This window comes from Kineococcus gypseus, from assembly GCF_050871305.1.
Lineage (GTDB): Bacteria > Actinomycetota > Actinomycetes > Actinomycetales > Kineococcaceae > Kineococcus > Kineococcus gypseus.
This window is the reverse complement of record NZ_JBJLRD010000065.1, coordinates 1-21,645: the sequence shown is the minus strand read 5'-3', so window position 1 is coordinate 21,645 and position 21,645 is coordinate 1. Positions and strand designations below refer to the sequence as shown.

At 75.6% G+C, this 21,645-nt stretch carries 20 protein-coding genes; 12 read left to right on the top strand and 8 right to left on the bottom strand.

The window, feature by feature from the left end:
* The 4 genes from ACRYMN_RS18735 to ACRYMN_RS18720 form a co-directional block, all read right to left on the bottom strand.
* Window positions 1–256, bottom strand: a 256-nt coding sequence (locus ACRYMN_RS18735) for an RpiB/LacA/LacB family sugar-phosphate isomerase (RefSeq protein ID WP_432498392.1), incomplete at its 3' end; no start/stop codon positions are given.
* Window positions 257–284: 28 nt separating this feature from the next.
* The gene (locus tag ACRYMN_RS18730; RefSeq protein WP_432498390.1) at window positions 285–1,994 is read right to left on the bottom strand and encodes a dihydroxyacetone kinase family protein; all 1,710 of its coding nucleotides are present in this window, start codon (window positions 1,992–1,994) and stop codon (window positions 285–287) included.
* Window positions 1,995–2,017: 23 nt separating this feature from the next.
* Window positions 2,018–2,929, bottom strand: a complete 912-nt coding sequence (locus ACRYMN_RS18725; protein ID WP_432498400.1) for a sugar phosphate isomerase/epimerase family protein — start codon at window positions 2,927–2,929, stop codon at window positions 2,018–2,020.
* A gap of 272 nt (window positions 2,930–3,201) precedes the next feature.
* The gene (locus tag ACRYMN_RS18720) at window positions 3,202–3,909 is read right to left on the bottom strand and encodes a GntR family transcriptional regulator (RefSeq protein WP_432498387.1); all 708 of its coding nucleotides are present in this window, start codon (window positions 3,907–3,909) and stop codon (window positions 3,202–3,204) included.
* A gap of 143 nt (window positions 3,910–4,052) precedes the next feature.
* On the opposite strand from ACRYMN_RS18720, the gene ACRYMN_RS18715 reads away from it, so the two are divergent.
* The 12 genes from ACRYMN_RS18715 (at window position 4,053) to ACRYMN_RS18660 (ending at window position 16,493) form a co-directional block, all read left to right on the top strand.
* Window positions 4,053–5,375 (top strand): M20/M25/M40 family metallo-hydrolase, encoded by a 1,323-nt coding sequence (locus tag ACRYMN_RS18715; RefSeq protein WP_432498397.1) that lies wholly within the window; start codon window positions 4,053–4,055, stop codon window positions 5,373–5,375.
* Between the two features lie 115 nt (window positions 5,376–5,490).
* Window positions 5,491–6,300, top strand: a complete 810-nt coding sequence (locus ACRYMN_RS18710) for an SDR family NAD(P)-dependent oxidoreductase (RefSeq protein ID WP_432498384.1) — start codon at window positions 5,491–5,493, stop codon at window positions 6,298–6,300.
* Window positions 6,301–6,400: 100 nt separating this feature from the next.
* The gene (gene uvrC / locus ACRYMN_RS18705) at window positions 6,401–8,491 is read left to right on the top strand and encodes an excinuclease ABC subunit UvrC (protein ID WP_432498382.1); all 2,091 of its coding nucleotides are present in this window, start codon (window positions 6,401–6,403) and stop codon (window positions 8,489–8,491) included.
* A gap of 31 nt (window positions 8,492–8,522) precedes the next feature.
* Complete coding sequence (locus ACRYMN_RS18700; protein WP_432498380.1) at window positions 8,523–9,140, top strand: flavin reductase family protein; 618 nt, start codon at window positions 8,523–8,525, stop codon at window positions 9,138–9,140.
* A 118-nt stretch (window positions 9,141–9,258) separates the two neighbouring features.
* Window positions 9,259–10,188 carry an RNase adapter RapZ gene (gene rapZ / locus ACRYMN_RS18695; protein WP_432498378.1) on the top strand — a complete coding sequence of 310 codons (930 nt, stop codon included), beginning with the start codon at window positions 9,259–9,261 and terminating at the stop codon, window positions 10,186–10,188.
* Between the two features lie 2 nt (window positions 10,189–10,190).
* Window positions 10,191–11,234 carry a gluconeogenesis factor YvcK family protein gene (locus tag ACRYMN_RS18690; RefSeq protein WP_432498395.1) on the top strand — a complete coding sequence of 348 codons (1,044 nt, stop codon included), beginning with the start codon at window positions 10,191–10,193 and terminating at the stop codon, window positions 11,232–11,234.
* Window positions 11,235–11,322: 88 nt separating this feature from the next.
* On the top strand, window positions 11,323–12,303 hold the full coding sequence (gene whiA, locus ACRYMN_RS18685) for a DNA-binding protein WhiA (protein ID WP_432498375.1): 981 nt from the start codon (window positions 11,323–11,325) through the stop codon (window positions 12,301–12,303).
* A gap of 195 nt (window positions 12,304–12,498) precedes the next feature.
* Complete coding sequence (gene gap / locus ACRYMN_RS18680) at window positions 12,499–13,503, top strand: type I glyceraldehyde-3-phosphate dehydrogenase (RefSeq protein WP_432498373.1); 1,005 nt, start codon at window positions 12,499–12,501, stop codon at window positions 13,501–13,503.
* A 179-nt stretch (window positions 13,504–13,682) separates the two neighbouring features.
* Window positions 13,683–14,909 (top strand): phosphoglycerate kinase, encoded by a 1,227-nt coding sequence (locus ACRYMN_RS18675; protein ID WP_432498371.1) that lies wholly within the window; start codon window positions 13,683–13,685, stop codon window positions 14,907–14,909.
* Between the two features lie 30 nt (window positions 14,910–14,939).
* Window positions 14,940–15,725, top strand: coding sequence for a triose-phosphate isomerase (gene tpiA / locus ACRYMN_RS18670; RefSeq protein ID WP_432498369.1), 786 nt, complete (start codon window positions 14,940–14,942; stop codon window positions 15,723–15,725).
* 110 nt (window positions 15,726–15,835) lie between these two features.
* Complete coding sequence (gene secG, locus ACRYMN_RS18665) at window positions 15,836–16,087, top strand: preprotein translocase subunit SecG (protein WP_432498366.1); 252 nt, start codon at window positions 15,836–15,838, stop codon at window positions 16,085–16,087.
* A 55-nt stretch (window positions 16,088–16,142) separates the two neighbouring features.
* Entirely contained in the window at window positions 16,143–16,493 is a 351-nt protein-coding gene (locus ACRYMN_RS18660; RefSeq protein ID WP_166610646.1) for an RNA polymerase-binding protein RbpA, read from the top strand.
* A 111-nt stretch (window positions 16,494–16,604) separates the two neighbouring features.
* On the opposite strand, the gene pgl is transcribed toward ACRYMN_RS18660, so the two are convergent.
* Genes pgl through tal form a run of 4 tightly spaced genes read right to left on the bottom strand, consistent with a single transcriptional unit; the run spans window position 16,605 to window position 21,412 of the window.
* Window positions 16,605–17,360, bottom strand: coding sequence for a 6-phosphogluconolactonase (gene pgl / locus ACRYMN_RS18655; RefSeq protein WP_432498363.1), 756 nt, complete (start codon window positions 17,358–17,360; stop codon window positions 16,605–16,607).
* Window positions 17,357–18,697, bottom strand: a complete 1,341-nt coding sequence (opcA, locus tag ACRYMN_RS18650; RefSeq protein ID WP_432498360.1) for a glucose-6-phosphate dehydrogenase assembly protein OpcA — start codon at window positions 18,695–18,697, stop codon at window positions 17,357–17,359. Before opcA ends, pgl begins: the two co-directional genes overlap by 4 nt.
* A gap of 58 nt (window positions 18,698–18,755) precedes the next feature.
* Complete coding sequence (gene zwf / locus ACRYMN_RS18645) at window positions 18,756–20,291, bottom strand: glucose-6-phosphate dehydrogenase (RefSeq protein WP_432498358.1); 1,536 nt, start codon at window positions 20,289–20,291, stop codon at window positions 18,756–18,758.
* Complete coding sequence (tal, locus tag ACRYMN_RS18640; RefSeq protein ID WP_432498356.1) at window positions 20,288–21,412, bottom strand: transaldolase; 1,125 nt, start codon at window positions 21,410–21,412, stop codon at window positions 20,288–20,290. Before tal ends, zwf begins: the two co-directional genes overlap by 4 nt.
* Between the last annotated feature and the right edge of the window lie 233 nt (window positions 21,413–21,645).

Sequence of the window (21,645 nt, the reverse complement as noted above, 5' to 3'; positions counted from 1 at the left end):
CCGCGATGGCCACCCCCATGCCGGTGCCGCACACGAAGATGCCCCGGTCCGCCTCCCCGGCGGCGATCTTGCGCGCCCCGGCCACGGCCACGTGCGGGTAGGCGGTGTCCTCATCGGCCTTCACGCCCACGTCGATGACCTCCTTCACGCGCGGGTCCTTCAGCAGGTCCGCCTTGATGGCCTCCTTGTAGGACAAGCCGGCCTCGTCGGCGGCGACGACGACGCGCCACTGCGGGCTCGCGGTGCTCTCGCTCACGGGTTCCTCCTGGGTCTGGGGTGGTCGGTCAGAGCTTCTCGGCGACGGTGCGCGTGATGAGCGCCAGCGAGACGGCACCCGCGTCGGGGTGGCCCAGCGAGCGCTCGGCCAGCGGCCGGGCGCGCCCGATCTGCGGGCGCAGGTCCTTGGTGGCCTCCGCCGCGGCGGTGGACGCCTGCGCGGCGGCCGCCCACGCGGTCCTCAGGTCGTCGCCGGCGCCGACGCGCTCGGCGAGCACCTCGGCGAAGGGCACCTGCGCGTCGACCATCGTCTTGTTGCCCACGCGGGCCCCGGCCAGGCGCTGCACGGCCTCGACGGAGGCGGTGGCGCCCTCGGCGACCTGCTGGACGGTGGGCACGCCCTCGTCGCCGAGCTTGTCGGCGAAGGCGTGCAGCAGCACGCCCCAGATCACGCCCGAGGTGCCGCCGGCGCGGTCGGCCCAGGCGCCGCCGGCGGCGGCGAGCACGGAGCCCGCCCCGGCGCCGGCGTCGGCGGCCGCGCGGGCCGCGGCGGCCGCGGCGGTCGAGCCCTGCACCATGCCGGTGCCGTGGTCGCCGTCGCCGGCGACGGCGTCGATGCGGCCGAGCTCGGCCTCGGCGTCCTTGAGGACGTCGCGCACGGACTCGATGAGGGCGGCCACGCGCCGGCCGGCCTCGGCGGCGGCCTCGGGGGTGCCGGAGTAGTCGGCGACCTCGTCCTCGACGGCCTCGTAGCGCGGGGCCGGGGTGGTCTCGATGGTCGCGCCCACGCTCATCGCCGGCGTCTGCGCCGGGGCGGTCCACAGCCGCTCCAGCTCCTCGTCCAGCCACGTCACCGTCAGCGAGGCGCCGGCCATGTCCAGGCTGGTGACGAGCTCGCCGACCTGCGGGGCGACGATCTCGTAGCCGGCCGCGCGCAGGCGCTGCGCGATCGGCGCGTAGAGCAGGAACAGCTCCTCGTACTTCGTCGAGCCCAGGCCGTTGACGAGCACGGTGATGCGCCCGCTGTCGGGCGCCTGCTCGGGCCGGCCGTCGAGCACGCGCTGCACGAGCAGCTCGGCGATCTCCTCGGGGGAGCCGATGGGCTCCTCGGAGATGCCCGGCTCGCCGTGGATGCCCAGGCCCACGCCCATCTTGCCGTCGCCGACGGTGAAGAGCGGCTCGGTCTCGCCGGGCAGGGTGCAGCCGGCGAAGGCGATGCCCATGGAGCGGGTGACGTCGTTGGCGTGGCGCGAGACGCGCACGACGTCCTCGAAGCCGTAGCCGGCCTCGGCCGCGGCACCGGCGATCTTGAAGGCCACCACGTCGCCGGCGATGCCGCGGCGCTGGCCGTTGGCGCCCTGGCCCTCGCTGGCGACGTCGTCGGTGACCACGAGCAGCTCGGCGGGGATCCCCTCGGCGCGCAGCCGCTCGGCGGCCAGGCCGAAGTTGAGGATGTCGCCGGCGTAGTTGCCGAAGGCGAGCACGACCCCGCCGCCGCGGTTGGCGGCCTTGGCCACGTCGTACACCCAGCGCGTGGAGGGCGAGGCGAAGACGTTGCCGCACACGGCCCCGTCCGCCAGGCCCGGGCCGACGTAGCCGGCGAAGGCCGGGTAGTGCCCGGAACCGCCGCCGACGACCACGGCCACCTTGCCGTCGGGCGTCGCGGTGGAGCGGACCACCCCGTGCGGCACCGGCTGCACGTACTGCGAGTACAGGTCGGTGAAGCCCGCCAGGGCGTCGGCCACGAACGAGTTCGGGTCACCGAAGATCTTCGTCATGTGGAACGGTCTCCTTCGATCGCTCAGAGGCTGCGGAACGGGGCCCAGGGCGTCTGCTTGGGCAGCACGCGCCGGATGTACTCGCGGTTGGTGGCGCCGACGCTGATGCTGTCGCCGCCGTAGTGCTCGACGCAGAACGCCCCGCGGAACCCCGCCTCGACCGCCATGGCGATCGCCTTGCGGTAGTTGATGGTGCCGAACTCCAGCGGCGCCGGGTGCGAGCGCACCGAGCCGGTGGTCGGCTCCTCGTCGCGGTAGTAGTTCTTCAGGTGCCAGTAGTTGGTCAGCGGGAACATCTTCGCCGCGATCTCCTCCCACGGCTCCACGGGGCGGTGCAGGCGCCAGATGTTGCCGAAGTCGGGGTTCAGGCCGACGTTGTCGTAGCCGACCTCGTGCACGAAGCGCACGGCGGAGTCGGCGGTGCCCGTGTAGGTGTCCTCGTACATCTCCAGCGCGATCTGCACGCCCACCTCCTGGGCGTGGCGCGCCAGCTCCTGGATGCGCGAGACCGCCAGGGCGCGCGCCTCGTCGGAGAAGTCGTCGGAGTAGCCGGGCTCCAGCCAGAACCACAGCGCCTTCGCCTGCGCGGGGGTGAAGCCGCGCATGAAGCCGAAGTTGACCAGCGGGATGCCGATGGCCGCGCAGGCGTCGATGGCGCGGTGCGAGTAGGCGAGGTTCTCCTCGGCCTTCTCGTGGTCCATGACGCTGCGGCGCGAGGTGGAGAACGCCGGGATGCTCAGGCCCGCGGCGCGCACGGTGGCGGCGAACTCCTCCAGCCGCGCCGGCGAGAGGTCCGCGATGCGGATCCACGTGTCGGTGGGGTCGATGCTGGTGTACCCCGCGTCGGTCATCACCTCGAGGGTGGCGGCCCAGCCCTCGGCGGGCTGGTCCTGCACCGACGTGCCGTCCGCGAGGACGCCGGGGTGCGGCATCATCGGGACCGTGATCGGCCAGTTCTCTCGCGTCAGCACCTCGGGGTAGCCGTCGAAGACGGTCGTGCGCTGGGTGGGCTGTGCGGCGTCGTCGCTCACGTCTCGCTCCATCGGGACTCCGGGTCCCAGATTCTATAGAAAATCAGGACGGGCTCAGCCTGCCGCACCGCTGCCCCGCTGTCAACGACCGGCCCCCCGGGCGGGTGCCCGCCGCGCGCCCGGGCCGCCCGGTGCGCCCGGCCCGGCCGGTCCCGTCCGGCGCGGCGCGGTGCGCCTCAGCCGGTGTCGGCGCGCTCCAGCACCGCCTCCAGGTGCACGCGCATCGCCGCGCCGGCCGCCGCGGCGTCGCGCGCCTCGAAGGCGCGCACCACCGCCTCGTGCTCGGCGACGGACTCGCGCGAGTCCGGCACGTGCTGCTCGACCTGGTGCAGGCGCTGCACGAAGCCGCGGAAGGAGTCCAGGGTGCGCACGATGAACGGGTTGCCGGTGCCCTCGGCGACCAGCTCGTGGAAGGCCCAGTCGGCCTCCAGGTAGCGCTTGAAGCCGCTGTAGCCGGGACCGGTGGGCGCGCGCCGCTGCCGCTCGACCGCCGCGTGCAGGCGCGCCACGAACGCGTCGTCGGCGCGCGCGCAGGCCCGCTCGGCGTTGCCCGGCTCGACCAGCAGGCGCACGTCCACCAGCTGCGCCAGCTCGCGCGCCGACAGCAGCGGCGCGGCGCGGTAGCCGCGCCGGGCGCTGCGCACCACCAGCCCCGTGCCCTCCAGGCGCGCCAGCGCCTCGCGCACGGGGGTGGCGGACACGCCCAGGCGGTCGGCCAGCGCCTGCGTGCGCAGCGCCGAGCCCGGCTCGACCCCGCGGCTCATGAGCAGCTCGAGCAGGGCGTCGTGCACCGCGTCGGTCACCCCGCGGTGCTCGGCGGGCGTCCACCCCCGGGCGCTGCTCGGGTGCTCGCGCGGGGCGGCCCCGGGAGGCAGGGTGTCCATGGCACGGGGACGTTACCGCCCGGCACCACCCGCCCGGCCGCCGCGGGGCGGGCGCGTCTAGCGTGGCGCCCGTGGACGCGCAGGGGACCGCCGCGGGCGGCACGGGGGCAGACGGCGGAGCGGGCGGCGCGGCGGGCGGCGCGCTGGACGCGCGGGCCGGCGAGGTGGCGCAGGACGAGGTGCTCGGCATCGCGCGCGACCTCATCCGCATCGACACCTCCAACCACGGCGACGGCTCCGGGCCCGGCGAGCGCGCCGCGGCCGAGCACGTGGCCGCCCTGCTGCACGAGGTGGGCCTGCAGCCGGAGTACGTCGAGGGCTTCCCCGGCCGCGGCAACGTCGTGCTGCGCATCCCCGGCGACGAGCGCAGCACCGCCGAGCGCGGCGCGCTGCTGCTGCACGGGCACCTGGACGTCGTGCCCGCGCGCGCCGCCGACTGGAGCGTGGACCCCTTCGCCGGCGAGGTGGCCGACGACTGCCTGTGGGGCCGCGGCGCGGTGGACATGAAGGACATGGACGCGATGCTGCTGGCCGTCGTGCGCGACCTCGCGCGCACCGGGCAGCGCCCCCCGCGCGACCTCGTCGTGGCGTTCCTGGCCGACGAGGAGGCCGCCGGCGTGCAGGGCGCGCAGTGGCTGGTGGAGAACCGCCCCGAGCTCTTCGAGGGCGTCACCGAGGCCGTCAGCGAGGTGGGCGGCTTCTCCGTCGACCTCGGCGGGCGGCGCGCCTACCTGCTGCAGACCGCCGAGAAGGGCCTGGCCTGGCTGCGCCTGGTGGCGCACGGGCGCGCCGGGCACGGCTCGCAGGTGGGCACCGACAACGCCGTGACGCGGCTGTGCGCGGCCGTGGCGCGCATCGGCGCGCACCGCTGGCCGCTGGAGTACACGCCCACCGTGCGCCAGTTCCTCGAGGGCGTCTCGGAGATCACCGGGGTGGCCTTCGACGAGGACGACCCCTCGGCGCTGCTGGCCACGCTGGGCACGACCGCGCGCTGGGTGGGCGCCACGCTGCAGAACACCGCCAACCCCACCGCGCTGGAGGCGGGGTACAAGCACAACGTCATCCCCGGCACCGCCACCGCCCTGGTCGACGCCCGCTTCCTGCCCGGCCGGCAGGAGGAGCTGCTGAGCACGATCCGCGAGCTGGCCGGCGAGCGCGTGGACGTCGAGACCGTCAACGAGTCGGTGGCCCTGGAGACCAGCTACGCCGCCCCGCTCGTGGACCGCATGCGCGCGGCCCTGGAGGCGGAGGACCCCGGCGCCGCCGTGCTGCCGTACTGCCTCTCCGGCGGCACCGACAACAAGTCCTTCTCCCACCTGGGCGTGCGCGGGTACGGCTTCGCCCCGCTGCGCCTGCCCGCCGGGATGGACTTCGCGGGCATGTTCCACGGCGTCGACGAGCGCGTGCCGGTGGACGCGCTGCGCTTCGGCGTGCGGGTGCTGCAGCGCTTCGTCGCCACCTGCTGAGCCGCCCGGCCCGGTGGGCCGCGCCGCGGCGCGCATGGATCGCGCCGCAGCGGGCACGGGTGCCCTCGACAGCGGCCGCGCGGCGGCCGGAGCAGCCGTCCCCCGGAGGTCCGCAGTGAGCAGCGCCGACACGTCCCGCCCCTTCGCCGTCGTCACCGGCGCCTCCAGCGGCATCGGCCTGGAGCTGGCCAAGGAGTTCGCCGCCGGCGGCTACGACGTGCTCGTGGCCGCCGAGGACGAGCGCATCACCGCCGTGCCCGCCGAGCTCCTCGACGTCGAGCCGCGCGCGGTGGTGGACGCGGTGCGGGTGGACCTGTCCACCGCCGCCGGGGTGGAGCAGCTGTGGGCCACGGCCACCGCCGGCGGGCGCGCGGTGGACGCGGTCGCCGTCCACGCCGGCGTCGGGGTGGGCGGGGAGTTCGTCGAGACCTCCCTGGAGGACGAGCTGCACCTGATCGACCTCAACGTCGTCTCCTTCGTGCACCTGGCCAAGCTGGCGGCCCGCTCCATGGTCCAGCGCGGCGAGGGCCGCATCCTCATCACCTCCTCGCTGGCCGCGCGCGTGCCCGCCCCCTACCAGGCCGTCTACGGCGCCTCGAAGGCGTTCGCGCAGTCGCTGGCCCAGTCGCTGCGCCAGGAGCTGGAGCAGAAGGGCGTCGTCGTCACCGCGTTCCTGCCCGGGCCCACCGACACCGAGTTCTTCGAGCGCGCCGACATGCAGGACACGAAGATGGGGCAGACCTCCGCGAAGGACGACCCCGCCACGGTCGCCCGCCAGGCGTTCAAGGCGCTGCAGAAGGGCCGCGACCACGTGGTCACCGGCTCGCTGGGCACCAAGCTGCAGGCCGCCGCGGCGAACCTGCTGCCCAACGCGCCCCTCGCCAAGGCCCAGGGCGAGCTCGCCGAGCCCGGCTCCGCGGACTGACGCACCCGCCTCGGCCCCCGTCCCCGCGCCCGCCCGCCCCGTGCCCCCGCGCCCCCGGGTGCCGGGGCGGGGCGTCGGCGCCCCGGCATAACCTGCCGTCGTGCCCGACCCCGCCACCTACCGCCCCGCACCGGGGGAGGTCCCCGACGAGCCCGGCGTGTACCGCTTCCGCGACCCGTCCGGGCGGGTGATCTACGTCGGCAAGGCCAAGAGCCTGCGCCAGCGCCTGGCGAACTACTTCCAGGACCTCTCCGCGCTGCACCCGCGCACCATGGCGATGGTCACCACCGCGGCCGGCGTGGAGTGGACGGTGGTCGCCACCGAGGTCGAGGCGCTGCAGCTGGAGTACTCCTGGATCAAGGAGTTCGACCCGCGCTTCAACGTCAAGTACCGCGACGACAAGTCCTACCCGTACCTGGCGGTCACCATGGGCGAGGAGGTCCCGCGCGTGCAGGTCATGCGCGGCGCCAAGCGCAAGGGCACCCGCTACTTCGGCCCGTACACCCACGCCTGGGCCATCCGCGAGACCGTGGACCTGCTGCTGCGCGTCTTCCCGGTGCGCACCTGCTCCACCGGCGTGTACCGCCGCGCCGCGCAGACCGGCCGGCCCTGCCTGCTGGGCTACATCGACAAGTGCTCCGCGCCCTGCGTGGGCCGCGTCAGCGCCGAGGAGCACCGCGCCCTGGCCGCGGACCTGTGCGACTTCGTCGCCGGCAACACCGCCCGCTTCGTGCGCCGCACCGAGCAGGAGATGCGCGCGGCCGCCGCCGAGCTGGACTTCGAGCGCGCCGCCCGCCTGCGCGACGACCTCGGCGCGCTGACCAGGGCGCTGGAGAAGTCCGCCGTGGTGCTGCCCGACGCCACCGACGCCGACGTCTTCGCCGTGGCCGACGACGAGCTCGAGGCCGCCGTGCAGGTCTTCCACGTGCGCGGCGGCCGGGTGCGCGGCCAGCGCGGCTGGGTCGTCGAGAAGGTCGAGGACGTCGGCCCCGCCGAGCTCGTCGAGCAGCTGCTGCTGCAGGTCTACGGCGGCGAGAGCGGGGAGTCGGTGCCGCGCGAGGTCCTCGTGCCGCACCTGCCGGCCACCGTCGAGACCGACGTGGAGGACTGGCTCAGCGAGCTGCGCGGCTCGCGCGTGGACCTGCGCGTGCCCCAGCGCGGCGACAAGCGCGCCCTCATGGAGACGGTGCAGCGCAACGCCACCCAGGCCCTGGCCCTGCACAAGACCCGCCGCGCCGGGGACCTGACCACCCGCAGCCAGGCCCTGGCCGAGCTGCAGGAGGCCCTGGGCCTGGACGAGGCGCCGCTGCGCATCGAGTGCTTCGACGTCTCGCACACCCAGGAGACGAACGTGGTGGCCTCCATGGTCGTCTTCGAGGACGGCCTGCCCAAGAAGGCCGACTACCGCCGCTTCGCCGTGCGCGGCGACGAGGGCGGCGTCGACGACACCCGCGCCATGCGCGAGGTGCTCACCCGCCGCTTCCGGCGCGCGCGCGCCGAGGAGGACGCCGGCGCCCTCCTCGTCGCCGGCGACGCGGAGCTGGAGGCCGAGCTGGAGGCGGAGCCCGACGCCGAGCCCGACGGCGAGCCCGCCGGCGACGCGGACGGCGACGCGGACGGCGAGCCCGGCGGCGGTGCGGGCGGGGAGGCGGGTGCCCGCGTGCCCGCCGGCGTCGACCCCGAGACCGGCCGCCCGCGCCGCTTCGCCTACGCGCCCAACCTCGTCGTCGTCGACGGCGGGCGCCCCCAGGTCGACGCCGCCGCCCGGGCGCTGGCCGACGCCGGCGTCGTCGACGTGGCGCTGTGCGGGCTGGCCAAGCGGCTGGAGGAGGTGTGGCTGCCGGGGGAGGAGCACCCCCTGGTACTGCCGCGCACCAGCCAGGGGCTGTTCCTGCTGCAGCGCGTGCGCGACGAGGCCCACCGCTTCGCGATCACCTACCACCGCTCCAGGCGCAGCCGGGCCATGACCAGCAGCGCCCTGGACGGCGTGCCCGGGCTGGGCCAGACGCGCCGGGCCGCGCTGCTGAAGCACTTCGGCTCGGTCAAGAAGCTGCGCGCGGCCAGCGTCGAGGAGGTCGCGGCGGTGCCCGGCGTGGGCCCGCGCACCGCCGCCGCCGTCGTGGCCGCCCTCGCCGGCGCCCCGGCCCCCGAGCCCGCGGTGAACACCGCCACCGGCGAGCTCGTCGAGTGAGGCGCGGCGCGCGCGGGTAGCGTCGCGCGTCGTGCACTCCTACGAACCCCGCGAGGGGCACCGCCTGGCGCACGACCCGCTGAACGCGATCGTCGCCCCGCGGCCCATCGGGTGGGTCTCGACGCTGGCCGCCGACGGCACGGCGAACCTGGCGCCCTACAGCTTCTTCAACCTCTTCAACTACTCCCCGCCGGTGGTGGGCTTCTCCAGCGTCGGCTACAAGGACAGCGCCGCCAACGCCGAGGCCACCGGCGAGTTCGTCTGGAACCTGGCCTCCGTGGCCCTGGCCGGCCCGATGAACGAGACGTCCGCGCCGGTGGGCCCGGAGGTCGACGAGTTCGCCCTGGCCGGGCTGACGCCGGCGCCCTCCACGCTGGTGGGCCCGCCGCGCGTGGGCGAGAGCCTGGTCGCCTTCGAGTGCCGCGTCACCCGCGTGCTGCGGCTGACCGACGCCGCGCAGCACGAGGTGGACGCCTGGCTCGTGCTCGGCGAGGTGGTGCTGGTGCACCTCGACGAGCGCGTCGTCGTCGACGGCACCGTCGACACCCTGGCCCTGGACCCGCTGCTGCGCGCCGGCGGGCCGGCGGACTACTTCACCCTCGCCGAGGACCGCCGCCTGCGCCTGGCCCGCCCGGGCGCGCCCCGCTGAGCACCCGCCGGGCAGCGCGCCGGGTGATCCGCGGGCCCCGACGCGATGTCGACCGCGCGTCACCCCGCGACCGCGGAGCGTCCCACCCGGTCGTGCGCGACACGCCCGGGGTGACAGGATGACACCCGTGGAACCCCCGGCCGACGACCGCACCGACGCCCCCGCCGGCGAGGCGGGCGCCCGGCCCCGGCGGGCGGAGCTGCTGGTGATCACCGGCATGTCCGGCGCCGGGCGCTCGACCACCGCCAAGGCGCTGGAGGACCTCGGCTGGTACGTGGTGGACAACCTGCCGCCGCAGATGCTCGAGCCGCTGGCGGAGCTGGCCGCGCGCGCCGGGCCCTCCGTGCCGCGCATCGCCGTGGTCGTCGACGTGCGCGGGGGCACCTTCTTCCCGCAGCTGTCCAGCACCCTGGCGGCGCTGGACACCCGCCACGTCTCCCCGCGGCTGCTCTTCCTCGACGCCACCGACGAGGTGCTCGTGCGCCGCTTCGAGTCCGTGCGCCGCCCGCACCCCCTGCAGGGCGACGACCGCATCGTCGACGGCATCGCCCGCGAGCGCGCCTTGACCGGCGACCTGCGCTCGCGCGCGGACGTCGTGGTGGACTCCTCCTCCTTCAACGTCCACCAGCTCGGGGCGCTGGTGGCGTCCCTGTTCGAGGCGGAGGGCACCGACGACCTGCGCGTGACCGTCATGAGCTTCGGCTTCAAGTACGGCACGCCCGCCGACGCCGAGCACATCGCGGACGTGCGCTTCCTGCCCAACCCCCACTGGGAGCCGGACCTGCGCCCGCTGACGGGCCAGGACGCGCCCGTGGCCGAGTACGTGCTCGCCGCGGAGGGCGCCGCGCCGTTCCTGGAGCGCTACGCCGGCGCCCTGGAGCCGGTGCTGGCCGGCTACCGCCGCGAGAACAAGCGCTACGCGACCATCGCGTTCGGCTGCACCGGCGGCAAGCACCGCTCGGTGGCCATGGCCGAGGAGCTCGGCGGGCGCCTGCGCCGCGCCGGGGTGGGCGTGCGCGTGCTGCACCGGGACCTGGGGCGCGAGTGAGCCTGCCCACCGGCCCCGTCCCCGCCACCGGCGCCCTGCCCGTGCGCCCCGCCCCCTCCGACGCGCCGGCCGTCGTCGCGCTCGGCGGCGGGCACGGGCTGTCCGCCTCCCTGTCGGCGCTGCGCCACCTGACCGACCGCCTCACCGCCGTGGTCACCGTCGCCGACGACGGCGGCTCCTCAGGCCGGCTGCGCCGCGAGCTCGGCGTGCTGCCGCCCGGGGACCTGCGCATGGCCCTGTCCGCGCTGTGCGACGACTCCGAGTGGGGCCGCACCTGGCGCGACGTGCTGCAGCACCGCTTCGACAGCGGCGGCGGGCTGCACCAGCACGCCACCGGCAACCTGCTCATCGCCACCCTGTGGGAGCTGCTGGGCGACGAGGTCGCCGGCCTGGACTGGGTGGCCCGCCTGCTCGGCGCGCGCGGGCGGGTGCTGCCGATGGCCGCCGTCCCGCTGGACATCGAGGCCGACGTGCTCGGGCTGGTGCCCGGCGAGAAGGGCGCCCTCACGCCGGTGCGCGGGCAGGTCGCGGTGGCCTCCACGCCCGGTCGCGTGGCTGGGGTGCGCCTGGTGCCGGCCGACCCGCCGGTGCCCGTGGAGGTGGTCCAGGCCGTGCACGAGGCGGACTGGGTGGTGCTGGGGCCCGGCTCGTGGTTCACCAGCGTCCTGCCGCACCTGATGGTCCCGGCGCTGGGGCGCGCGCTGCGCACCACGCCGGCGCGGGTGTGCGTGACCCTCAACCTCGCGGTGCAGCCGGGCGAGACCGACGGCTTCAGCGCCGAGGCGCACCTGGAGGTGCTGGCCGCGCACGCGCCGGACCTGCGGGTGGACGCGGTGGTCGCCGACCCGGTGGTCGTCAGCGACCTGGACGCCCTGGCGGGCGTGGCCGCGGACCTGGGCGCGGACCTGGTGCTGCGGCACGTCTCCACCGGCGACGGCACCGCGCGCCACGACGCGCTGCGGCTGGCGGCGGCCTACCGCGACGTCTTCTCGGCCCCGCCGGGCGCCGGTCGGGCCGCGGGGGTGGCACCGTGGGGGGACGCGTGAGGCGGGGCCGCAGCGGGACGGCCGGCAGCGGGGCGGCCGTCCGGGCCGCCCGGGCCGTGGGGTGCGCGACGTCGGAGGAGGACGGGACATGGCGATGACGGCGGCGGTCAAGGACGAGCTGAGCCGGCTGCCGGTGACGACGACCGCAGCGCGCAAGGCGGAGGTGTCGGTGATGCTGCGCTTCGCCGGCGGGCTGCACATCGTCTCCGGGCGCATCGTCATCGAGGCGGAGCTGGACTCCGCCTCGATCGCGCGCCGGCTGCGGCGCGACATCGCCGACGTCTTCGGCCACCCCAGCGACCTGCTCGTGGTGCAGGCCTCCGGCCTGCGCCGCGCGACCCGCTACGTGCTGCGCGTGGCGCGCGAGGGCGAGTCGCTGGCGCGCCAGACCGGGCTGCTGGACACCCGCGGCCGCCCGGTGCGCGGGCTGCCCTCGCACATCGTCTCCTCCTCCGCGCAGATCGCCGAGGCCGCCTGGCGCGGGGCGTTCCTGGCGCGCGGCTCCCTGACCGAGCCGGGCCGCTCGGCCGCCCTGGAGGTCACCTGCCCGGGCCCGGAGGCGGCGCTGGCCCTGGTCGGCGCCGCGCGCCGCCTGGAGCTGTCGGCCAAGGCGCGCGAGGTGCGCGGGGTGGACCGCGTGGTGCTGCGCGACGGCGACGCCATCAGCGCGCTGCTCACGCGCCTGGGCGCGCACGACGCGATGATGACCTGGGAGGAGCGGCGCATGCGCCGCGAGGTGCGCGCCACCGCCAACCGCCTGGCCAACTTCGACGACGCGAACCTGCGCCGCTCGGCGCGCGCGGCGGTGGCCGCCGGCGCGCGCGTGGAGCGGGCCCTGGAGCTGCTCGGCGACGACGTGCCCGACCACCTGCTGCAGGCCGGGCGCCTGCGCCTGGAGCACAAGCAGGCCAGCCTGGAGGAGCTGGGCCAGCTCGCCGACCCCCCCATGACCAAGGACGCCATCGCCGGGCGCATCCGCCGCCTGCTGGGCATGGCCGACAAGCGCGCCGGGGAGCTGGGCGTGCCGGGCACCGAGTCCGGCCTCACGGCCGACATGCTGGACGCCTGAGGGCCGGCGCGCCCGCTCCCGGCGGGTTCCGGCGCGTCTCGGCGGGTCCCTGCGCCGCACCCGGCTGCACCGGGACGTGACGCAGGCCATAGGGTCGTGCCCGTCGCCGCGGCGCCGCGGCGGGCGGAGCACCAGACAGAAGCACGCAGAGCTGACGCGGCCGGGTCCGCCCCGGAGCGTCGAGGAGGAGAGCGCATGACCACCAAGGTCGGCATCAACGGCTTCGGCCGCATCGGCCGCAACTTCTTCCGCGCGGCGCTGGCCTCCGGCGCGGACATCGAGGTCGTCGCGGTCAACGACCTGACCGACGCCAAGGCGCTGGCGCACCTGCTCAAGCACGACTCCGTCCTGGGCAAGCTGGCGGACGAGGTGCGCGTCGACGGCGACTCGATCGTCGTCGGCTCCCGGACGGTGAAGGTCCTCGCCGAGCGCGACCCGGGCAAGCTGCCCTGGGGCGAGCTGGGCGTGGACGTCGTCATCGAGTCCACCGGGTTCTTCACCGACGGCGAGAAGGCCAAGGCGCACGTCGCCGGCGGCGCCAAGAAGGTCATCATCTCCGCGCCGGCCAAGAACGACGACGTCACCGTCGTCATGGGCGTCAACGACGGCGACTACGACCCGGCGCAGCACACGATCATCTCCAACGCCTCGTGCACCACCAACTGCCTGGCCCCGCTGGCGAAGGTGCTGCAGGACGCCTTCGGCATCGAGCGCGGCCTGATGACCACCGTGCACGCCTACACCGCCGACCAGAACCTGCAGGACGGCCCGCACAAGGACCTGCGCCGCGCGCGCGCCGCGGCCCTGAACATCGTGCCGACCAGCACGGGCGCGGCCAAGGCCATCGGCCTGGTGCTGCCGGAGCTGAAGGGCAAGCTGGACGGCTACGCGCTGCGCGTGCCGGTGCCCACCGGCTCGGCCACCGACCTGACCGTCACCCTCTCGCGCGAGGTCAGCGCCGAGGAGGTCCACGCGGCCTACCGCGCGGCCGCCGACGGCCCGCTGAAGGGCTACCTCGTGTACTCCGACGAGGAGCTGGTCTCCAGCGACATCGTCACCGACCCGGCCTCGTGCATCTACGACTCGGGCCTGACCAAGGTCAACGGCGACCAGGTGAAGGTCGTCGGCTGGTACGACAACGAGTGGGGCTACTCCAACCGCCTCGTCGACCTGACCGCCCTGGTCGGCAGCACCCTCTGAGCACCGCCACCGGCCCGGGACCCCGCGCCCCGGGCCGGTGAGTGCTGCCCGCGCGCCGCCGCGCGGGCGGCGACCCGCACGACCCGCCGGACACCCGTCCCGCACGACGCCCGCCACGCCCCACGCCCCACGCCCGCGCGCCCCGAGCCCGCGCGCCCGAGGCCACCCCCGGAGGAACCGTGAAGACGATCGACGACCTCGAGCGCGAGCTCGGCGGCCTGCGCGGCAGGCGGGTGCTGGTGCGCAGCGACCTCAACGTGCCGCTGGACCGCTCCGGCGGCGCGGCGCGCATCACCGACGACGGCCGCGTGCGCGCCTCGGTGCCCACCCTGCGCCGCCTGCTCGACGCCGGCGCCCGCGTCGTGGTCACCGCCCACCTGGGGCGCCCGAAGGGCGCGCCGGAGGAGAAGTACTCCCTGGCGCCCGTGCACGCGCGCCTGGCGGAGCTGCTGGAGGGCGTGGACGTCGCCTTCTGCCCCGTCACGGTCGGCGAGGCGGCCACCGCCGCCGTGGACGCCCTGGGCGACGGCGCGCTGGTGCTGCTGGAGAACGTGCGCTTCAACGCCGCCGAGACCAGCCGGGACGACGCCGAGCGCGGGGCGTTCGCCGACGAGCTCGCCGCCCTGGCCGACGGCTTCGTCTCCGACGGCTTCGGCGCCGTGCACCGCAAGCACGCCAGCGTCTACGACGTCGCGCTGCGCCTGCCGCACGCCGCCGGCGGGCTGGTGGCCACCGAGGTCGAGGTGCTGCAGCGCCTGACGAGCTCCCCCGAGCGCCCCTACGCGGTGGTGCTCGGCGGCTCGAAGGTCTCCGACAAGCTCGGCGTCATCGACAACCTGCTCGGCTCGCTGCTCACCTCCGGCGACCGCCTGCTCGTCGGCGGCGGCATGGTCTTCACCTTCCTCAAGGCCGCCGGCCACGAGGTGGGGAAGTCGCTGCTGGAGGAGGACCAGCTCGAGCGCGTGCGCGGCTACACCGCCACCGCCGCCGACAAGGGCGTGCAGCTGGTGCTGCCCACCGACGTCGTGGCGGCCACCGCGTTCGCCGCCGACGCCGAGCACTCCGTCGTGGCCGCCGACGCCATCCCCGCCGACCGCCTCGGCCTGGACATCGGCCCCGACTCCGCCGCCGCGTTCGCCGCGGCCCTGGCCGACGCGCGCACCGTCTTCTGGAACGGGCCGATGGGCGTCTTCGAGATGGAGCCGTACGCGCACGGCACCCGCGCCGTGGCGCGGGCGCTGGTGGACTCGCCCGCCTTCAGCGTCGTCGGCGGCGGCGACTCCGCCGCGGCCGTGCGCACCCTCGGCTTCGCCGACGAGGACTTCGGGCACATCTCCACCGGCGGCGGTGCGAGCCTGGAGTACCTCGAGGGCGAGCAGCTGCCCGGCCTCGACGTGCTCGACTGACGCCCCCAGCCCCTCCGGAGGAGACCGCCCGTGGCCCGCACCCCGCTCATCGCCGGCAACTGGAAGATGGTGCTCGACCACCAGCAGGGCACCCTGCTGGTGCAGAAGCTGGACTGGACGCTCAAGGACGCCAAGCACGACCACGGCGCCGTCGAGGTCGCCGTGCTGCCCTCGCACACCTCGCTGCGCACCGTGCAGACCCTCATCGAGGGCGACCGGCTGGCGCTGAAGCTGGGTGCGCAGGACGTCTCCGCGCACGAGTCCGGCGCCTACACCGGCGAGGTCTCCGCCGCGCAGCTGGCCAAGCTGGGCGTCACCTACGTCGCCGTGGGCCACTCCGAGCGCCGGCAGTACCACGGCGAGGACGACGCGGTGGTGCGCGCCAAGACCCGCCGGGCGCTGGAGCACGGGCTGACGCCGATCGTGTGCGTGGGCGAGCCGCTGGAGGTGCGCCGCGAGGGCACGCACGTGCCCTTCACCGTCGCGCAGGTCACCGCCGCCCTGGAGGACCTGCAGCCGGCGCAGGTCGCCGGCCTGGTGCTGGCCTACGAGCCGGTGTGGGCCATCGGCACCGGTGAGTTCGCCAGCCCCGCCGACGCGCAGGAGGTGTGCGAGGCGCTGCGCGCGGCCGTGGCCGGGCAGTTCGACGCCGCCACCGCCCAGGCGGTGCGCGTGCTCTACGGCGGCAGCGTCAAGCCCGCCAACATCGCCTCGATCATGGCCCAGCCCGACGTGGACGGCGCCCTGGTCGGCGGCGCCAGCACCGACGCCGGCGACTTCGCCGCGATCGTCCGCTACCGCGAGCACCCGGCCTGAGCGCCGCGGCGGGCCCGGCGCTCCACCGCCGGGCTCGTCCGATGGCCTACCCTGGACCAGCCCCGACCCGGTGGACCCGCTGCGCGGGCCGCCTGAGACGAAGGATCCGCGTGACCGTCCTCCGCATCGTGCTGCAGGTGCTGCTGGCCCTGTCCAGCCTCTTCCTGACGCTGCTGATCCTGCTGCACAAGGGCAAGGGCGGTGGCCTCTCCGACATGTTCGGCGGGGGTGTCACCACCAGCCTGTCCGGGTCCAGCATGGCCGAGCGCAACCTCAACCGCTTCACGGTGGGGGCCGGGCTGGTCTGGTTCACGTGCATCGTGCTGCTCGGTCTCGTGCAGCGCTTCACCGACGAGTTCTGAGCGACCGAGCGAGCAGGCACCGCCCCCGGGCGGAGCCCGAGGGGAGACGTAGGACGTGGCAGGTGGCAACGCCATCCGTGGCAGCAGGGTCGGCGCCGGTCCGATGGGCGAGGCGGAGCGCGGCGACACCGCGCCCCGCGTGCGCATCTCGTACTGGTGCGCGAACGGGCACGAGACGCGCCCGAGCTTCGCGGAGGAGTCCGGGGTCGAACCGCCCGAGACGTGGGACTGCCCGCGCTGCGGCTTCCCCGCCGGCACCGACCGCGCGAACCCGCCCGCTCCGCCGAGGAACGAGCCGTACAAGACGCACCTGGCGTACGTGAAGGAGCGGCGCAGCGACGCGGACGGCGAGGCCATCCTCAACGAGGCGCTCGAGGGGCTGCGGGCCCGCGGCCTCATCCGCTGATCCGCTGAGCAGCACCACCCCGCAGCGCGCAGGCCCCCGACCGGCATCCGGTCGGGGGCCTGCGTCGTGCCGGGCCCTCGTGCTGGGCCGGTGCGCTCGGCGCGCGGGCGCCTAGCCCGGCAGCTGCGCGGCGGCCGCGGCGTCGACCAGCCACAGCGTCGCCTCGCTGCCGCGCACGCCCGCGGCGGGGGTGCCGCTGACGTCGTCGCCGCCCACGCCGCGCGCCACCGCCGCGGCCTTCTCCGCGCCGGAGGCCACCACCCACACCTGCCGGGCGCGCGCCAGCGCGCCGAAGGTGAACGACAGGCGCACCGGCGGCGGCTTGGGGGACTCGCGCACCCCGATGACGCTGGACTCGTCGCGCGCCAGCCCGGGGTGGTGTGGGAAGAGGGAGGCCACGTGCCCGTCCGGGCCCATGCCCAGCAGCAGCACGTCGAAGGCGGGCACCTCGGCCCCGTCGGCCGCGGCGGCCAGCTCCGCGGCGTAGCGGGCCGCGGCGGCGTCGGGGTCGTCGCCGTCCGGGCCGTCGGAGGCCGGCGGCTCGTGCACGGTCGCCGGGTCCAGGTCCAGCGCGTCCAGCAGGGCCGCGCGCGCCTGGGTGGCGTTGCGCTCGGGGTCCCCGGCGGGCAGGAACCGCTCGTCGCTCCACCACACGTGCACCCGCCGCCAGTCCACCGCGTCGCGGGCGGGGGAGGCGGCCACCGCCTCCAGCGTGCGCCCGCCGATCGTGCCGCCCGTCAGCGACACGTGCGCCACGCCCCGCCGGGCCTGCGCGTCGGCGAGCGCGGCGATCAGCCGGCCCGCCGCCGCGTGCGCCAGGACGTCCGGCGTGGGGTGCACCACGACCAGGGGCTGCGCCGCGCTCACGAGGACGCCCCGCGCTCCGCGGCGGCCGCGGCCCGCTTCGCCGTGCCGCGCTCGGCCGTGCCGCGCTTCGCCGCCCCGCGCTTCGCCGTGCCGCGCTTCGCCGTGACCGGCTCGGCCGTGCCCGGCGCGGTGACGCCCTCGCCCGACGCGCTCGTGCGCGCGGCGCGCTCTGCCGTCGCGCGCCCGCCCCTCGCGCGCTTGACCGGCTCCGCGCTCGTGTCGCGCTCGGGGGCGTTCTCGGCGTGCTCGACGTTCGGCACGGCCGTGCCGCCGACCCGCTCCGCCGGCTCACCGGGGGTCGCGCGCTTCATGGCGCGCGAGACGCGCGCCGAGTGCGCCTCGGCGGCCGCCTGCTGGCGGGCCGTCTCCGCCGGCGGGGACAGCCGGCCCTCGCGCTGGGCGTCGCGCACGCTGACCACGCGGGTGCCCACCTTCAGCAGCCCCTCGCGCAGCACCTCCCCGTAGACCTCGTCCGGGTCCAGGCGGCGCAGCTCCTCGCTGAGGCAGTCCTTGACGGGCCGGCGCGCCAGCGCCATGCGCCGGTCCGGCTGCCCCGGCTGCGTCAGCGTGGCCACGTTCTGGTCCGGGCGCACCAGCTCCACGTCGCCGGAGGGGCGCTGCAGGCGCACGCTCTGCACGCCGGTGCCCTTCTTGGTGCGCACCCGCACCACCGGGGCGTCGAGCTTGACGGCCAGCCACGCGGCCAGCAGCTCCGTGCTGGGGCTGTCCGGCGCACCGGCCACCGTGATGGAGGTGACCCGCTCGAAGGGCGGCTGGTCCAGCGCGGCGGCCAGCAGGGCCCGCCAGTTCGTCAGGCGCGTCCAGGCCAGGTCGGTGTCCCCGGCCCGGTACGTCGCCCGGCGCTGCTCCAGCGCCTTGCGCGGGTCGCGCGCCTCGGCGGAGTCGGTGATGCGCCGCTGGGCGATGCGGCCGACGGGGTCGGCCCCCACGTCCTCCGGCGCCACCCCCGGCCACCACGCCACGATCGGCGCGTCCGGCAGCAGCAGGGAGACCACGGTGGTCTCCCCGTGCTCGACCAGCGGGCCGTACGCGCGCAGCACGACGACCTCGCTGGCGCCGGCGTCGCCGCCGACGCGGATCTGCGCGTCCAGGCGCGCCGCGCCGCGCTTGTTGCCGCGCGCCAGCACGAGCACCCGGCACGGGTGCTCCCGGCTGGCCTCGTTGGCCGCGGCGATGGCGCTCTCGGCGTGGGCGTCGTCGGTGACGACGACGAGGGTGAGGACCCGGCCGAGCGCGACGGCGCCGCCGGAGTCGCGCAGGTCGACCAGCGCCTTGTTGATGGCGCTGGTGGACGTGCTGGGCAGGTCGATGATCACTTCGTCCGCTCCCCGTCGAGGTGCTGTGCGGTGGTCGGGCCCGCCGGCCCGGCGGGCCTCACGGGCGTCGCCACGCGCGGCCGGTGCGCTCGAGCATCGCCGTGGCCGAGGCCGGTCCCCAGGTGCCCGACGCGTACGGCTCCGGGGCGCCGTTGCGCGCCCAGAACTCGATGATCGGGTCGAGGATCTTCCAGGACAGCTCGACCTCCTCGTGCCGCGGGAACAGCGGCGGGTCGCCCAGCAGGACGTCGAGGATGAGCCGCTCGTAGGCCTCGGGGCTGGACTCGGTGAAGGCGTGGCCGTAGCCGAAGTCCATCGTCACGTCGCGCACCTCCATCGCGGTGCCCGGCACCTTCGAGCCGAAGCGCAGGGTGACGCCCTCGTCGGGCTGCACCCGGATCACCAGGGCGTTCTGCCCCAGCTCCTCGGTGGCGGTGCGCTCGAACGGCAGGTGCGGCGCCCGCTTGAAGACCACCGCGATCTCGGTGACGCGCCGGCCCAGGCGCTTGCCGGCGCGCAGGTAGAACGGCACGCCGGCCCAGCGGCGCGTGTCGATCTCCAGCTCGATCGCGGCGAACGTCTCGGTGGTCGAGGACGAGGGGATGCCCTCCTCGTCCAGGTACCCCTTGACGTGGTCCGAGCCCTGCCAGCCCGCGGCGTACTGCCCGCGGGCGGTGGAGACCGCCAGGTCCCGGGGCAGGCGCACCGCGGAGAGGACCTTGGCCTTCTCCGCGCGCAGGTCGGCGGCGTCGAAGGAGACCGGCTCCTCCATCGCCGTCAGGGCCAGCAGCTGCAGCAGGTGGTTCTGGATGACGTCGCGCGCCGCGCCGATGCCGTCGTAGTAGCCGGCGCGCCCGCCGATGCCGATGTCCTCGGCCATCGTGATCTGCACGTGGTCGACGTGGTTGGCGTTCCACAGCGGCTCGAACATCTGGTTGGCGAAGCGCAGCGCCAGGAGGTTCTGGACCGTCTCCTTGCCCAGGTAGTGGTCGATGCGGAAGACCGAGTCGGCCGGGAAGACGTCCTCGACCACGTCGTTGAGCTCACGCGCGGACCTCAGGTCGTGGCCGAAGGGCTTCTCGATGACCACGCGGCGCCACTGGTCGCCGTGCTGGGCGCTCAGCCCGCTGCGGGCCAGCTGCTTGGCCACGACCGGGAAGAAGCGCGGCGGGATCGACATGTAGAACGCGTGGTTGCCGCCGGTGCCGCGCACGCGGTCCAGGTCGGCGACCGTCGCGGCCAGCTGGTCGAAGGCGTCGTCGTCGTCGAACTCGCCGGGCACGAACCGGAAGCCCTCGGCCAGCTGGGCCCACACCGACTCGCGGAAGGGCGTGCGCGCGTGCTGGCGCACCGAGTCGTAGACGATCTTGCCGAAGTCCTGGTCGACCCAGTCGCGCCGGGCGAACCCGGTGAGGGCGAACCCCGGCGGGAGGAGCCCGCGGTTGGCGAGGTCGTAGATCGCCGGCATCAGCTTCTTGCGGGCCAGGTCGCCGGTGACGCCGAACATCACCATCCCGCACGGCCCCGCGATGCGCGGCAGGCGCCGGTCGCGGGGATCGCGCAGCGGGTTCGAGCCCGCCGGGGTGGGGCTCACTGGGCCTCGACCTGGGTCTTCACGCGCTCCAGCTCGTCGGTGACGGTCTGCAGCAGCTCGCCCCAGCTCTTCTCGAACTTCTCCACGCCCTCGCGCTCGAGCAGCTCGACGACCTCGGTGTAGGACACGCCCAGGCGCTCGAGGTCGTCCAGGACGGCCTGCGACTCGCCGTAGGAGCCGCGGATCGTGTCGCCGGTGACCTCGGCGTGGTCGATCGTGGCGTCCAGCGTCTTGCCGGGCATGGTGTTGACGGTGTTCGGCGCCACCAGCTCGGTCACGTACAGCGTGTCGGGCAGGTTCGGGTCCTTCACGCCGGTGGAGGCCCACAGGGGGCGCTGCGCGTTGGCGCCGGCCTCCTTGAGCACCTGCCAGCGCGGGGTGCCGAAGACCTCCTCGTAGGCCTGGTAGGCCAGGCGGGCGTTGGCGATGCCGGCCTTGCTGCGCAGCGCGCGCGCCTCGTCGGTGCCGACGGCGTCCAGGCGCTTGTCGACCTCGGTGTCCACGCGGGAGACGAAGAACGAGGCCACCGACTGGATGCCCGTGAGGTCCAGGCCCTTCTGGTGCGCCTGCTCCAGGCCCGTCAGGTACGCCTGCATGACGGCGCGGTAGCGGTCCAGCGAGAAGATCAGCGTGACGTTGACGCTGATGCCCTCGCTGATGGCGGTGGTGATCGCGCCCAGGCCCTCGACGGTGGCGGGGATCTTGATGTGCAGGTTGGGGCGGTCCACGGCCGCCCACAGGGCGCGGGCGGAGGCCTCGGTGCCGGCGGTGTCGTGCGCCAGGCGCGGGTCCACCTCCAGCGACACGCGCCCGTCCAGGCCGGCGGTGCGCTCGTGCACCGGGCGCAGGATGTCGCAGGCGCGGCGCACGTCCTCGGTGGTGATCTGGAAGACCGCCTCCTCGACGTCGGCGCCGCTGCGCACGAGCTCCTGGACCTGCTCGGTGTAGGCGTCGCCCTTGGCCAGCGCCGAGGCGAAGATCGTCGGGTTGGACGTCACGCCCAGCACGCCGGCGTCGACCAGGCGCTGCAGCTCGCCCGAGCCGGTCAGCTCGCGCGAGAGGTCGTCCAGCCACACCGACACGCCGTGGGTGCGCAGGGCCTCGAGGTTGTTGCTGCTCACGGTGCTTCTCCGTTCCGTTCGTCCGCTGCGGGCGCCGGCACGGGCGCCCTCGGTGCTGGCGCCGGGCCCGGCGGGCCCGGCGCCGGTGCCCCGGGGGGGGGGCGCGGGGGGGGGGGGCGCGGGGGGTTGGGGGGCGCACGTTTTTCGTCGGGGGGTCGGGCCCGGCCCCCCCGCGGGCCTCGCCCGTGCTTACGCGGCCCGCGCCGCCCGCGTTCACCGCCCGGCCGGCCTTC

Coding starts and splice junctions, on each gene's coding strand:
- whiA (WP_432498375.1), top strand. CDS start 11,323: ATGGCGATGACGGCGGCGGTCAAGGACGAGCTGAGCCGGCTGCCGGTG.
- ACRYMN_RS18720 (WP_432498387.1), bottom strand. CDS start 3,909: ATGGACACCCTGCCTCCCGGGGCCGCCCCGCGCGAGCACCCGAGCAGC.
- ACRYMN_RS18725 (WP_432498400.1), bottom strand. CDS start 2,929: ATGATGCCGCACCCCGGCGTCCTCGCGGACGGCACGTCGGTGCAGGAC.
- ACRYMN_RS18730 (WP_432498390.1), bottom strand. CDS start 1,994: ATGACGAAGATCTTCGGTGACCCGAACTCGTTCGTGGCCGACGCCCTG.
- gap (WP_432498373.1), top strand. CDS start 12,499: ATGACCACCAAGGTCGGCATCAACGGCTTCGGCCGCATCGGCCGCAAC.
- rapZ (WP_432498378.1), top strand. CDS start 9,259: ATGACACCCGTGGAACCCCCGGCCGACGACCGCACCGACGCCCCCGCC.